Annotated in this window: 9 protein-coding genes; 6 read left to right on the forward strand and 3 right to left on the reverse strand. The window is 44.9% G+C overall.

Going from position 1 to position 13,770, the window contains the following annotated elements; genetic code table 11:
- Positions 1–5: 5 nt before the first annotated feature.
- A complete protein-coding gene (locus K9J17_03530) occupies positions 6–956 on the reverse strand; it encodes a fasciclin domain-containing protein (GenBank protein ID MCF8275783.1) in 951 nt (316 codons plus the stop codon).
- Positions 957–1,239: 283 nt separating this feature from the next.
- On the opposite strand from K9J17_03530, the gene gldN reads away from it, so the two are divergent.
- The gene (gene gldN, locus K9J17_03535; protein ID MCF8275784.1) at positions 1,240–2,082 is read left to right on the forward strand and encodes a gliding motility protein GldN; all 843 of its coding nucleotides are present in this window, start codon (positions 1,240–1,242) and stop codon (positions 2,080–2,082) included.
- A 74-nt stretch (positions 2,083–2,156) separates the two neighbouring features.
- Here the strand turns inward: gldN and K9J17_03540 are convergent, their stop codons facing one another.
- Positions 2,157–3,743 carry an isocitrate lyase gene (locus K9J17_03540; protein ID MCF8275785.1) on the reverse strand — a complete coding sequence of 529 codons (1,587 nt, stop codon included), beginning with the start codon at positions 3,741–3,743 and terminating at the stop codon, positions 2,157–2,159.
- Between the two features lie 21 nt (positions 3,744–3,764).
- Positions 3,765–5,342: a malate synthase A gene (gene aceB / locus K9J17_03545; protein ID MCF8275786.1), complete on the reverse strand. Its 1,578-nt coding sequence runs from the start codon at positions 5,340–5,342 to the stop codon at positions 3,765–3,767.
- Between the two features lie 144 nt (positions 5,343–5,486).
- Here aceB and K9J17_03550 point away from each other — a divergent pair, with 144 nt between their 5' ends.
- The 5 genes from K9J17_03550 (at position 5,487) to K9J17_03570 (ending at position 13,645) form a co-directional block, all read left to right on the forward strand.
- Positions 5,487–6,944: a helix-turn-helix domain-containing protein gene (locus K9J17_03550; GenBank protein MCF8275787.1), complete on the forward strand. Its 1,458-nt coding sequence runs from the start codon at positions 5,487–5,489 to the stop codon at positions 6,942–6,944.
- A gap of 27 nt (positions 6,945–6,971) precedes the next feature.
- The gene (locus K9J17_03555; protein MCF8275788.1) at positions 6,972–7,667 is read left to right on the forward strand and encodes a glycosyltransferase family 2 protein; all 696 of its coding nucleotides are present in this window, start codon (positions 6,972–6,974) and stop codon (positions 7,665–7,667) included.
- A gap of 4 nt (positions 7,668–7,671) precedes the next feature.
- Positions 7,672–9,147 (forward strand): glycosyltransferase family 2 protein, encoded by a 1,476-nt coding sequence (locus K9J17_03560; GenBank protein MCF8275789.1) that lies wholly within the window; start codon positions 7,672–7,674, stop codon positions 9,145–9,147.
- A gap of 1,370 nt (positions 9,148–10,517) precedes the next feature.
- Positions 10,518–11,117 carry a class I SAM-dependent methyltransferase gene (locus K9J17_03565; protein MCF8275790.1) on the forward strand — a complete coding sequence of 200 codons (600 nt, stop codon included), beginning with the start codon at positions 10,518–10,520 and terminating at the stop codon, positions 11,115–11,117.
- 161 nt (positions 11,118–11,278) lie between these two features.
- Positions 11,279–13,645 carry a sodium-translocating pyrophosphatase gene (locus tag K9J17_03570; GenBank protein ID MCF8275791.1) on the forward strand — a complete coding sequence of 789 codons (2,367 nt, stop codon included), beginning with the start codon at positions 11,279–11,281 and terminating at the stop codon, positions 13,643–13,645.
- Positions 13,646–13,770 lie beyond the last annotated feature (125 nt).

Raw genomic sequence — 13,770 nt, forward strand, 5'->3', positions numbered from 1 at the left:
ACTCATTAAGATGGAATCAATACGCGGTCTATGGCATGAATCACACCGTTGCTGCCTTGAATGTCAGTAGCAATGATGTTGGTTTCGCGACCAGCACCATCTGTGATCTCGGCTCCACCAGTTAGGCTGATTGTAAATGAACCACCTTGTGCAGTTGGTACCATCATACTTTCAGTTAAAGCACCGGCAAGCACGTTTCCGTTAGCAACGTGGTAAGTAAGAACTGCTTCTAACGTAGTTGCATCTATGTCTGCAAGGCTTGAAGCGCTCAATTCGGCAAGAAGTGCAGCAAATGCATCGTTTGTCGGTGCAAATACTGTGAAAGGACCATCTCCTTCTAGGAAAGTAGCGTAATTAGTAGTCAGGTCGGTTCTTGTAAGCGCTTGCACCAAGATGCTGAAATTAGGGTTTGCAACAGCAAATGTTGGCACTTTAGGAATTCCGATAACCGCATCAACCACGTGAACAACTCCGTTTGAAGCATCCACATCTGTTGTTATTACAGTAGAACCACCATTGATAACTACACCGCTAGCAGTGTTGATGAACATATCGATGTTGCTGGTAGTGGTGCTGTAGGTAGCAAGCGTGTTGAAGTAACCAGTTGTTACGTCTGCTGCTTTAATTTCAGTTCCGAGAACGTGGTTAAGCAAAATCTGTGATAGAACCTCAACTGGCACTTCATCAACAGAGTTGAATCCGTTGGCGCTAAGAAACGTAGCGAAAGCCGCATTTGTTGGTGCGAAAACAGTGTAGTTTGCTGAAGCATCGCTCAGTGCGTCAACAAGTCCGGCACGCTGAACAGCTGCGACCAATGAACTAAGATCACTATTGGCAGAAGCTAGTTCAACAATATTTGATTGTGGGTCATTGTCGTCATCGTCTTTATTGCAAGATGAGAACGAGGTTCCAAGCGCCAGGGCAAGGATGGTTACTGGAACAAGTAATTTTTTCATTTAATTGATTTTGTTGAGTTAAGTGAAGTAAACGTGATCATGGTAGTATTGTTTAATAAATTATATAAAAAGCTAAACAAAAAATGTTTTTGAATACGAATAGAACCTTTTAAAAGCGAAAAAATGGTGAGCTGATCTGGCCAGATTCCTTCAAAGCATCACTTTCTTACGGATCGGTTGAATTTCAATCGAAACGTGTTAATCGCCCATTTGTAAGCTAATCGACAAAATATGGCAGGGAGATTTCGCGTTGTAATGTGGTTATCCACCAAATCCTATTCTCATGAAAACCCTACTTATTGCTTTGGTCATCGGTTCACTCATGTTCATATGCACCACATTAGATGCGCAAAACATTAATGACGGTGTCTACATCAACGAAACCAACATTCTGAGAGATCCAATACCATATTCGCCTCTTCGCGAAGCGGATGTGATGTGGGCAACGCGGGTTTGGCGAAAGATCGATCTGCGAGAAAAGATGAATCATCCGTTTTACTTTCCCATAGAAAGCATCAGAGACAGAAGAAGCCTTGTCCAGGTTTTGGTCGAATCTGTTGATGAAGGAAGCTTGACTGCCTATGATCCGTTGGATGACGAGTTTACCCGAACCTTGACAATGGCCGAGGTGAAAAGCAAGTTAAAGCGTATTGATACGATGTGGATTCCATCGCCTGATCCTCCTTATGATCCACAAATGGTAATTGTGGAAGAGGAATTTGATCCTTCCACCGTTAAGGAAATTAGGTTGAAGGAAGAATGGTTCTTTGATAGGCAGCGTTCCGTGATGGATGTTCGAATTATTGGTATTCAACCGGTGGCAGACAACATCGATCGTACTACGGGAGAAGTGAGAGGGAAGGAACCGATGTTCTGGGTTTACTTTCCAGAAGCGAGAAACATATTCGCGAATGTGGATGTGTTTAACCGACAGAATGATGCGGAGCGAAAAACGCTTGACGACATTTTTTGGAAACGGATGTTCGGATCTTACATCTATAAGGTTCAGAACGTGTACGATCGACAGATTGCAGATTACACGGTAAATGGTCTGGATCAGATGCTGGAAGCTGAACGTATCAAAGACGACATCTTTGTGATGGAAAGTGACCTTTGGGAGTATTGATAGGATAAAATCCAAAGAGAAAGCCCCGTTCCGAATTTCGGAACGGGGCTTTTCATTAACTAAATCGATTTCAATTAGTGCGCTACCTCAAACTGATTTGCTGTGTTTTTAGCACCACCAGCCTTTAGCGCCTTGTCGCCTGCAAAGAACTCTTTGTGATCATCGCCAAGGTCGGAACCGGCCATACGCTGATGTTTCACACAAGAAACACCTTTGCGGATCTCCTGACGCTGAACACCACCTACGTAAGCCAACATGCCTTCTTCTCCGAAATAACCTTGAGAAAGGTCGTTCATGTGTAGAGCTGTTGTGTGGTAAGTTGGCAGCGTGATCAAGTGATGGAAAACACCTGATACCCTTGCAGAGTCTGCTTGGAACGTTCTGATCTTCTGATCCGCTTCAATGGCCAATTCAGAATCATCGTATTTCGCATTCATCAGATCGTTTGCATCGTATGCAGAAAGGTCTTTTCCTGCAGCTTCCCAACGCTTGTAGGCTTGCTTACGGAAGTTCAAGGTCCAGTTGAATGATGGTGAGTTATTGTACACCAATTTAGCATTTGGCGCTTGCTCTTTGATTCTGTTAACCATTGCAGCAATTGCATCTACGTCTGGCGTTGGTGTTTCAATCCAAAGTAGATCCGCCCCAGCCTGTAAGCTAGTAATACAATCTAACACAACACGATCAATGTTCGTTCCTTGAGCAAACTCAAATAAACCTGAAGCTAAACGAGATGGACGGTGTAATTTGCCACCTTTCTTGATCAATACTTCGTCATCTTTAGCATCAGCGATGTCGATTTCTTCTGTTTTTAAGAAGCTAATGTATTGAGAGGCCAGATCTCCTGGCTCATTGGATACAGGAATAGTTTGTGTCAGACCAGCACCTTCAGAATCCGTACGTGCAACGATAATACCTTCTTCAACACCAAGCTCTAAGAATGCATAACGTAATGCATTGATTTTAGCGTGGAATTCAGCGTGAGGAACAGTTACTTTACCATCTTGGTGACCACATTGCTTAACATCTGAAACTTGGTTTTCAATTTGAAGGGCACAAGCACCAGCTTCAATCATCTTTTTGGCCAGTAAGTAAGTGGCTTCTTCGTTACCAAAACCAGCATCGATATCAGCGATAATTGGAACAACATGTGTTTCGAAATTATCAATCAGATCTTGAACATTTTCTCCTGCCACTTTTCTGCGGAAAAGGTCGTTCAACTCAGTTGCATCAGCTTGCTTCAAGAAATCATAGATCTCCGCGATCAATTTCGGCACAGATGTTTTTTCGTGCATAGATTGATCAGGAAGCGGACCAAACTCAGAACGTAACGCTGCAACCATCCAACCAGACAAATAGATGTATCTTCCTTTGGTTGTTTTGTGATGTTTCTTGACAGCGATCATCGTCTGTTGCGCCACAAACCCGTGCCATGCACCCAATGATTGCGTGTACTTAGAATGGTCTGCATCATAAGCGGCCATGTCTTCACGCATGATTGCTGCCGTGTATTTTGCAATATCCAATCCCGTTTTAAAACGGTTTTGTGTGTACATGCGAGCTGCGTGTTCAGGGTTTATTTCTCCCCAAGCAGTACCATATTTTGCTTTGAGTTTTTGAACTGTTTCTAGAGCCGAAACATAACTAGGTTGATTTCCCATTTTTTATGTCAATAGTTATTATTAGATGTAATTGTATGCGTTCAGGGTAAGGAATTCCTCGAATTCCTCAGTTGCAACCAGCTTCTTGAAAAGCTCGGTTGCCAATTCAAATTTTCCGTTGGTGTAAGCCTCCGTTCCAACGTAATCCTCAATTTTTTCAAGCTCTGACGGAATGAAACCTTCTACCATGGCGTAAGTCACGGTTCGGCCGTCTTCCATTTCAGCGCCACGCTGAATCCATTGCCAAACCTGCGTTCTTGAGATTTCGGCAGTTGCAGCATCTTCCATCAGGTTGTAGATGGCAGCAGCTCCGTTTCCGCGCAACCAGCTTTCGAGGTAAAGAATACCCACGTTGATGTTTTTCCGCACACCCGCCTCGCTGATGGTTCCTTCAGGAACGGCAATCAGATCAGCAGCGGTAATCACGTCATTCTCGCGCTTCACGTCAATTTGATTCGGGGTTGGCATATATTCATTGAATACATCCAATGCTGTTTGAACCAATCCTGGGTGTGCAACCCACGTTCCATCGTGTCCGTTTTTCGCTTCGCGAATCTTATCGTTTTTCACCTTATTCACAGCGGCTTCATTGGCTGCCTCATCTCCTTTAATAGGAATGAAAGCTGCCATTCCGCCCATGGCGTGAACGTTTCGTTTGTGACAGGTTTGGATAACCAATCGTGAGTAGGCATCCATAAATGGAGAAGCCATTGTTACTTGGTCTCTGTTCGGAACGATAAATTCTGGATGATTTCTAAAACGCTTGATGTAAGAGAAGATGTAATCCCAACGTCCGCAGTTCAAACCTGCAGAGTGGTCTTTCAGCTCCCAAAGAATTTCGTGTAGTTCGAAAGAGGCAAGAATAGTTTCGATAAGAACAGTCGCTTTGATTGTTCGTTGCTCAATTCCCAATTCGTTTTGCGCCATTACGAACGCATCGTTCCATAAACGCGCTTCCAAATGGCTTTCCATTTTAGGAAGGTAGAAGTAAGGACCACTTCCGTTCTCCAACAATTGGTGAACATTATGGAAGAAATAAAGACCGAAATCGAAAAGTCCACCTGAACAAGGCTCGCCATCAATCATCAATCCTTTTTCCAATAAATGCCATCCACGTGGACGGACAAGCAGTGTTGCGATTTTATCGTTCAACGCGTATTTCTTGCCGTTGTCTGGATTTTCGTAAGATATCGTGCGCTTGTTGGCATCACGAAGATTAATCTGTCCGCCAACGTTATTATCCCAAGATGGAGAATTACTGTCCTCAAAATCAGCCATGAACATCTTGGCGCCTGAGTTCAATGCGTTAATCACCATTTTACGGTCAACCGGACCAGTTATCTCAACTCGTCTATCTAATAGGTCTTCAGGAAGTGGAGCAACCGTCCATTCGCTTTCGCGGATGTGTGCCGTTTCTGGCAAGAAATCAGGAAACTTTCCGTTGTCAATTTCCGCTTGGCGTCCTTGTCGGGCAGCAAGCAATTCCTTTCTTCTTCCGTTGAATGCACGGTGCAGTTTTACAACAAATGCAATGGCTTCTGGAGTAAGGATTTCCTCATATCCAGTCTTCAATTCTCCTTTTATCTCAACGCCTTCCATGGCAACAGTTAGTTCTGACATATCCCTGAATTTGCTGCAAAGATAAAAATGAAATTCAATTTCTAGCGAATTTTCGCTAATTGAGAATTTTCATTGAAAATTGATTTTCGCAACATCGTCAATCGTATATTTGTCCGTTGCATTATGTCACGGAGCGAAGAAAATATCAAACTCATTTTTGGGCTGAAACTCAAGCAGTTCCGTACGGCCAAAAAATTGTCGTTGACTGAATTGGCGGAGAAATCTGGACTTTCAATATCTTATATCAACGAGATAGAAAAGGGAAAGAAGTATCCGAAAGCGGAGAAGATTTCTACGTTGGCCAACTCGCTTGATGTGCCTTACGATAAGCTTGTTTCGCTGAAATTGGATAAGCAGCTTTCGCCTGTTGGAGAGATATTGAACTCCCGTTTGTTGGATGAACTTCCCTTGGAGCTGTTCGGGATTGATAAGGGCAAATTGATAGAGATCATTGCCAGTGCGCCACTGAAGGTTTCGGCATTTATCAGCACCATCGCGCAGATTTCGAGCACATATAACTTGACGCAGGAGAATTTCTACTTCGCCATGTTGCGCTCGTATCAAGAGATGCACGAAAATTATTTTGAGGAATTGGAGCGGGAAGCGGCCCGCTTCAGGAAAGAATATGAATTGCCTGAAACTGGAAGCATTTCATCGGAGGTGTTGCGAAATATTCTACTGAATAAATTCGGGTACAACGTAGAGGAGAACGACCTCAGTGAGTTTCCGGAATTGACACACATTCGTTCGGTTTTTATCGAGGATGCGAAGAAGATTTTGATCAATGCTAAGATGGCTGAAAACCAGAAGGCGTTTCTCTATGCCAAGGAAATTGGCTACCAATTTTTGGAGATGAGCGGAGAGCGCGCCTTGATGACGCCTTGGCCGCGTGCCACGAGTTTTGATCACGTGCTGAACAACAGTCGCGCGAGTTATTTTGCTGGTGCGCTACTTATTTCGCCCGAAGGTTTGGCTAAGCAGCTAGAACGATTTTTCGCACAGCCGAAATGGGACGATAAAGGCTTGCTGAATATTTTGGAGACGTATAATAGTTCGCCCGAGATGTTCGTGCTAAGACTCATTAATATCATTCCAAAATATTTTGGGTTGAGTGGTATGTTCTTCATGCGTTTCGACCATAAGAGCAACGAAAATGAGACTTCGTTGAAGAAGCAGTTGCATCTTTCGCGAACACGTAATCCAAAGAAAATCACCTTGCTGGAGAAGTATTGTCGCACATGGGCTGACGAGATGATTTTCAATGATCTTGGAAAAACACCAAAGGCGCATTGCCATCGGTTTGTGACTGAAAATCAACGCCAAAGCTTTTTTGTGATGGCGCTGAGCCGTCCGATGAAACGGAACCCGAATGCAGCTTTGAGTGTGATGATCGGATTTGAGGAGAACACGACATTCGCCAAGAAAGTTGGATTTGCTGACGATGCATCCATTGGAACAACCGTGATGGAAATTGATAGCAGTGAACTGCAACGCGAAGAGGAATTCCGAAATATCAAAACTGCGATGAAAGCGCTGATGGAAAGTCAAAAGGCTACCGCAGTGAGCGAACTCACCGACTGAATCCACTGAACGTAGCATCTTTGCCGCATGGCTACGAAACCGATCATTGACGTTATTATTCCCGCGTACAACGAGGAGCAATCTATCGGTTTGGTGCTGGACGAAATTCCGAAATCGTTGGTTCGGAATGTGGTAGTGGCGAACAATAATTCGTCTGATAGAACGGGAGAAATTGCCAAACAGCACGGAGCGATTGTCGTATTTCAGCCCGAACCTGGTTACGGAAATGCGTGCCTGAAAGCCATGGAATTCATCGCGCTGCAGGAAATCAAACCAGACATCATTGTGTTTTTGGATGGTGACCATTCTGATTACCCAGAAGAATTGCCTGAGGTGGTGCAACCGATTCTTGATGGAAATGCTGATATGGTTATCGGTTCGCGAGCGTTGGGAAAGTCGGAAAGCGGGAGTCTCACACCGCAGCAAGTATTTGGCAATTGGTTGGCTACGCGAATGTTGCAGTTGTTTTACGGAGTGAAGTTCACCGACCTCGGGCCGTTCCGGGCTATCCGATACGAAAGTCTGTTGCAATTGAATATGGTTGATCGTAACTACGGTTGGACGGTGGAAATGCAGATTAAAGCCGCCAAGCAAAAGCTCCGAAGTGTTGAAGTTCCAGTGGATTACCGGGTCCGCATCGGGGAGTCAAAAGTCTCGGGCACGATAAAAGGGACGATTGGTGCGGGTTACAAGATCATTCTTACCCTTTTCAAATACCTTTGATCGGATGGTTCTCGGGTACGTTCTTCTTGTCGTTTACATCATTTGCCTGCTCGCCATTCTGGTCTATAGTCTGGTTCAAGGACATCTCACTATTCTTTATTTACGTTCGAAGAAAAAGGGTGCAGAAATAGTGCCCGAACTACCAAAGGACTTGCCTTTTGTGACCGTTCAATTGCCCGTTTATAACGAGTTGTATGTGGTTGAACGCTTGATCAGACGCGTAGCTCAATTGGATTATCCGCTGGATCGATTTGAAATCCAAGTGTTGGATGACAGCACCGATGAATCGGTGGAACTGGCGGGCAATATTGTTGCAGAGCTGCGGAAAACAGGCTTGGACATTCAGCATATTCGCAGAGACGAGCGAGTAGGTTTCAAGGCTGGCGCTCTGTCGTACGGAATGAACCTGGCGAAGGGCGAATTCATTGCCATTTTTGATGCCGATTTTCTTCCCGAGAAGGATTTTCTGATGAAGACCTTGCCGTATTTCCAAGACGAGAATATCGGTTTGGTACAAACGAAATGGGAGCACCTCAATCGAAATTACAATTTACTGACGCGCTTGCTTTCGATGGCCTTGGATGCGCATTTTACCATTGAGCAGCGCGGCCGGAATTCAAATGGCGATTTCATGAACTTCAACGGAACGGCAGGCGTTTGGAGACGAACATGCATCGAAACGTCTGGCGGTTGGAGTGCTGATACGCTTACTGAAGATCTTGATCTCAGCTATCGCGCGCAGCTGAAAGGTTGGAAGATGAAGTACTTGGAAGAGCAGACTTCGCCAGCGGAAATTCCTGCATTCATTCAAGCCATTCGTTCGCAGCAATACCGTTGGAACAAGGGCGGGGCGGAGGTAGCACGGAGAAATTTTACGAATGTGATGAAGGCTGATCTGCCGCTGCACGTCAAGTTTCACGCGTTGTTCCATCTGTTCAACACCGGCATTTTCATTTGCATTTTCCTTGCGGCCTTGGTCAGCGTGCCGTTGCTCTATTTTATGGCAGAAACAGGTTTAGCGAACGAACTGATGAAGTATGCGGCTGTGTTCTTTCTTGGTTTTTTCTTCCTATCGGGATTCTTTTGGACAACCATCCGTCAGAGGCACGCCAATGCGTGGAGTGCAACAGCTTGGTTCGTGCTGTTTTTCCCTATTTTTCTGAGTCTGTCAATGGGCCTTTCGCTTTACAATGCCATTGCGGTTTCGGAGGGATACTTGGGCATCCGTTCGCCTTTCATCCGAACTCCGAAGTACAATATTGTGGGGAAGAATTCGGATTTGACGAACAATAAATATTTTGTATCGCGGCCACCTTTTATCGTATTGTTTGAGGCACTTTTGGCGCTCTATTTCTTAGGCGCAATTATTTGGGCCATTCATGTCGGTTATTACGCTTTCATTCCGTTTCACGTGCTGCTGACCTTGGGTTTTGCAGGCATTACGTTTTACACCATTAAGCATAGTTTTCTTAGAATCTGATGCTGCCGCGTTGGGCACATAGCTTATTGATGTTTGCAGCCTTTCAGTGGCATTTGGCATTTGCAGTTATCATTGACCGCTTCAATTCGCCTGCCGTATTGGCGTCATTCGCTGGGCTCTGGTTGGTATTCCTGATTCAGTGGGCCGACCGAGAGATTAGCGTCAAGCGGATGATTATTATCGGAATGGCTTTCCGCGCCATTTATCTATTGGTATTTCCCGAATTGTCGGATGATGTATTCCGATACATCTGGGATGGCATGTTGACGAATGAAGGGATTTCTCCTTATTCCATGCTTCCATCAGAATGGTCGAATGTCGGGCTGAGCCAAGAATTTGGAAACATGCTGCATCAGCTCAATTCACCCGACTATTATTCAATCTATCCGCCTGTTTTGCAATCCATATTTGCGTTTAGCGTGTGGTTGGGCAACGGCCAATTACTTTCCTCCATTATTGTTCTTCGGGTGTTGGTGCTAATTGCAGAGTTGGGTTCGATGATTCTCATCTGGAAGCTTTTGAAAGCGTGGAAGATGAGCGAGCGGAACCTGACGTTTTATGCCTTGAATCCGCTGGTAATCATTGAGTTTGCAGGCAATCTGCATGGAGAGGTCTTTATGGTTTTCTTCTTGCTGTTGAGTTTGTGGTTGCTAAGCAGGTCGACCTCCCCGAAGATCGCCGTCATTGCGAAGGAGGAACGACCGAAGCAATCTGAAACTAAGGAGACAGAAGGGGAGAGATTGCCACGAAATTCGAAAAGCGAATTTCTCGCAATGACGGATTTTACAAGTGGAATAATTTTCGCCATCGTATTCGGATTGAGCGTAGGCACGAAGCTTTTGCCGCTGATGTTCCTTCCGTTCTACATCAAACGTTTGGGCTGGTTCAGGACCGCGATTTACGGCACAGTGGCGATTCTTACAGTTGCGCTGCTGTATGTTCCATTTTGGACACCTGAATTGCTTGATAATACGCTTTCGTCTCTGCGTTTGTATTTCGCCAATTTCGAGTTCAATGCGAGCGTTTATTATGTGATTCGGGAAGTTGGATTCTGGTATAAGGGCTACAATATTATCGGGATAACCGCTGTTTGGCTGCCGCGTGTGGTTGCGGTTTCCATTCTTTTGATTGCACTACTGGTTAAGGATAAAGAAGTGTCTGGACTTCCGAAGTTGATGCTCTTTGCCTGGTTCCTTTATTATGCATTTGCCACTACGGTGAATCCGTGGTATGTGGCCGTATTGGCGGCTTTTCTTCCATTTACTAAGTATCGGTTTGCGTTGCTGTGGTTGATGCTCGTTCCGCTTTCGTATCACGCATTCGGAAACGAACCTTTTCGAGAGAATATGTGGCTGATCGCTCTGGAGTATATGCCTGTTTACGCGTGGTTGCTGTTTGAGTTGAATGTCTTTGTTCCCCTAGAAAGAAAGTGGGCATTGCGTAGGGCAGAGGTGAAGCGGAAACGTTTAATGCCATTCTTTACTAAAGGAGAATCAGTACTTGAAGTCGGTTCGGGAAATGGGGCGCTAACGAAGTTGTTGCGTACTGAAGGGATGAAGATGTCTGCATTAGATATCTCGGATAAAAGCCTGTTTGAGGATGTGGTGGTTGAGGTTTATGACGGAGAGAAGTTTCCGTTTGAAGACAAACAGTTTGATGTTTGTCAGTTGATTACGATGCTGCACCATACGACCAATGCCGAGGAACTTATTCGCGAAGCAAAGAGGGTTTCCAATCGCATCATCATCATGGAAGATGTGTATGAAAGCTCTTTCCAGAAATACATTACTTGGTTTACGGATAGCGTGATAAACGGGGAGTTCTATGGTCATCCGCATTCGAACCGAACGGATGCTAAATGGAAGGAGATATTTGAAACGAATGAGTTGGTGGTTGAGAAAGTCGAGTATTATCGGTTTCTTTTGTTCTTCAAGCAGGTTACCTACGTGCTTATTCCAGCAAACCACTGACCGATCAAGTTTCAGCCACGTCTTCATTGGTTTGTCTAACACGCGATCAGACCGTTTCTTAGTCCCTTTTTGTGCTTGAATCAGTGTTTGGTTTAAATAGGGATTATCCTACCTTTGCGCGCTCGAAAAACGAGCTATAAAAACAACCAATTTAACTTAGTATGGAAAACATAGTTTATTTCCTTCCACTGTTCGGAGTAGTATCGCTGCTTTACGTTGCATGGAAAAGCGCTTGGGTAAGCAAGCAAGAAGTAGGTACGGAAAAAATGGCCAAAATTGCTGGTCATATTCAGAAAGGTGCAATGGCATTCTTGAGTGCTGAATATAAAGTGCTTGCGATTTTTGTTGTGGCTGTTGCCGCTCTGCTTGCCTTTAAAGGAATGAGTGAGGCAGATTCTAGTCCACTTGTTGCATTGTCTTTCATCGTTGGTGCTGTCTGTTCTGCCTTGGCAGGATACCTTGGAATGGTAGTGGCTACGAAAGCTAACGTTAGAACGACTAACGCTGCCCGTACTTCACTAGGTAAAGCCCTTGAGGTTGCCTTTGGTGGTGGTTCGGTGATGGGAATGGGTGTAGTTGGATTGGGTGTTCTTGGATTGAGCGGCCTTTTCTTGGTTTACACACAATTTGTAGGTCCAGAATGGAGCATTACTAAAGTATTGAATGTGCTTGCAGGGTTCTCGTTGGGAGCTTCTTCCATCGCATTGTTTGCACGTGTTGGTGGTGGTATCTACACAAAGGCTGCTGACGTTGGTGCTGACCTTGTAGGAAAAGTTGAAGCTGGTATTCCTGAGGATCATCCATTGAACCCAGCTACCATTGCAGATAACGTTGGTGACAACGTTGGTGATGTTGCTGGTATGGGAGCTGACCTTTTCGAATCATATGTAGGTTCAATTATTGGTACAATGGTTTTGGGAGCGATCTTCGTTCCTGGGTTTGCTGAAATGGGCGAAATGTGGGGCGGTCTTGGTGCTGTTCTTCTTCCAATGGTTTTAGCTGCGGTTGGTATCATCGTTTCCATCTTCGGAACTTTCTTCGTGAAGGTGAAAGATGGCGGAAGCCCACACACTGCTTTGAATATCGGTGAATTCGGTTCTGCTGCTGTTATGGTTGTTGTTTCTTACTTCATTATTGGTTATTTCCTTCCAGATTCGTGGTCTTTGAATGGAACGGATTACACTTCTAACGGAGTTTTCTTCGCAACACTTGCTGGTCTTTTTGCAGGTTTGGGAATTGGTAAGATCACTGAGTTTTACACGGGAACAGGTACACCTCCTGTAACGTCTATCGTTCGTCAATCATTGACCGGATCTGCAACCAATATCATTGCTGGATTGGGAGTTGGTATGATGAGTACGGCTATTCCAGTTCTCTTGATCGCTGCTGCGATTATCCTTGCTTTCAAATTTGCTGGTCTTTACGGTATCGCCATTGCTGCGGTAGGTATGCTTGCAAACACAGGAATCCAGTTGGCTGTTGATGCTTACGGACCTATTTCTGACAACGCTGGTGGTATTGCTGAAATGGCTGATCTTCCAAAAGAAGTTCGTCAGCGCACAGATAAATTGGATGCAGTTGGTAACACCACTGCTGCTATCGGTAAAGGATTTGCCATCGGTTCTGCTGCTTTGACGGCTTTGGCCTTGTTTGCGGCCTTCATGCAACAAGCGAATGTGAGTATGATCAACGTGGCTGATCCGAACGTGATGGCAGGTCTGTTTGTAGGAGCTATGCTTCCATTCGTATTCTCAGCAATGAGTATGAACGCTGTGGGACGTGCAGCCATGGCCATGATTGAGGAAGTAAGACGCCAGTTCAAGGATATTCCTGAATTGAAAGCTGCTCTTGAAGCCATGAAGCGTAACGATGGAAAAGATCAGAAAGATTGGAGCGCAGAGGATAACGCCATTTTTGAGGCTGCTGATGGTAAAGCTGAATATGACAAATGTGTTGCTATCTCTACCAAGGCTTCGATTAAGGAAATGGTATTGCCAGGAGTTATGGCGATTGTTGTTCCTGTAGCTGTTGGATTCATTGGAGGTCCTGAAATGCTTGGAGGTCTTCTTGCAGGTGTTACTTCTGCTGGTGTGTTGATGGCTATCTTCCAGTCTAACGCTGGTGGAGCTTGGGATAACGCTAAGAAGATGATTGAAGAAGGCGTTGAGATCAACGGTGAGAAATACGGAAAGGGTTCTGAGCCACATAAGGCTGCTGTTGTTGGTGATACTGTTGGTGATCCATTCAAGGATACTTCAGGTCCATCATTGAACATCCTTTTGAAATTGATGTCTGTAGTTGCCTTGGTAATTGCTCCATCTATCGCACTGGATCTTCCAGAAGTTTCTGATTCAGCTCTATTGAATGCTCCTGTTATTGAAATGACTGTTGAAGCTACAACCGCTGAGGACGGAACCGTAATTGAAACAACTGTTTCTACCGAAACTGTAACTAACGCTGCTGGTGAAGTGGTGACTGAAACAGTTGAGAAAGTGGTTGAGACCGTGAAAACGGAAGTTGCCAAGTAAAAGGTAATTTAATTGATATTGAGAGCCCCAATCGCAAAAGCGATTGGGGCTTTTTAATGGGTTTAGATTGGTGGTTCTATGAGGGTGAATCCGCATAAAGAAAGCCCCGATACGATTCCGTATCG

This window comes from Flavobacteriales bacterium (assembly GCA_021739695.1).
Lineage (GTDB): Bacteria > Bacteroidota > Bacteroidia > UBA10329 > UBA10329 > UBA10329.

What these genes read in the sequence shown, in the direction of transcription:
- K9J17_03530 (MCF8275783.1), bottom strand. Translation starts at nt 956, where the DNA reads ATGAAAAAATTACTTGTTCCAGTAACCATCCTTGCCCTGGCGCTTGGA.
- gldN (MCF8275784.1), top strand. Translation starts at nt 1,240, where the DNA reads ATGAAAACCCTACTTATTGCTTTGGTCATCGGTTCACTCATGTTCATA.
- K9J17_03540 (MCF8275785.1), bottom strand. Translation starts at nt 3,743, where the DNA reads ATGGGAAATCAACCTAGTTATGTTTCGGCTCTAGAAACAGTTCAAAAA.
- aceB (MCF8275786.1), bottom strand. Translation starts at nt 5,342, where the DNA reads ATGGAAGGCGTTGAGATAAAAGGAGAATTGAAGACTGGATATGAGGAA.
- K9J17_03550 (MCF8275787.1), top strand. Translation starts at nt 5,487, where the DNA reads ATGTCACGGAGCGAAGAAAATATCAAACTCATTTTTGGGCTGAAACTC.
- K9J17_03555 (MCF8275788.1), top strand. Translation starts at nt 6,972, where the DNA reads ATGGCTACGAAACCGATCATTGACGTTATTATTCCCGCGTACAACGAG.
- K9J17_03560 (MCF8275789.1), top strand. Translation starts at nt 7,672, where the DNA reads ATGGTTCTCGGGTACGTTCTTCTTGTCGTTTACATCATTTGCCTGCTC.
- K9J17_03565 (MCF8275790.1), top strand. Translation starts at nt 10,518, where the DNA reads ATGCCTGTTTACGCGTGGTTGCTGTTTGAGTTGAATGTCTTTGTTCCC.
- K9J17_03570 (MCF8275791.1), top strand. Translation starts at nt 11,279, where the DNA reads ATGGAAAACATAGTTTATTTCCTTCCACTGTTCGGAGTAGTATCGCTG.